Source organism: Erwinia sp. PME.40.26/001 (assembly GCF_055556675.1).
In genome coordinates, this window is record NZ_JBVHNP010000466.1 from 1 (window position 1) to 232 (window position 232).

The 232-nt window shown below is 63.8% G+C and carries 1 protein-coding gene; it reads left to right on the forward strand.

The window, feature by feature from the left end; all coding sequences use genetic code 11:
• Positions 1-232: GNAT family N-acetyltransferase (locus tag ACZ3HG_RS24995; RefSeq protein ID WP_465335259.1), on the forward strand; the 232-nt coding region annotated here is incomplete at both ends.

A 232-nucleotide genomic window follows, 5' to 3' on the forward strand; every position in this document is an offset into this window, starting at 1 on the left:
GTCCCCGATCGCTGGACCGAGCCGAAATTCCGCACCTTCTTCGACGACGCGGTCAAGTCGAAGATGGCGTTCGCCTTCGTCGATCGCGCCTCCGGCAAGGTGATCGGCTCCAGCCGCTATTACGAGCACGACCCCGACAAGAGCGAGATCGAGATCGGCTGGACCTTTCTCGCCCGTTCGCATTGGGGCGGCGCCGGCAATCGCGAGGTCAAGCGGCTGATGCTCGATCACG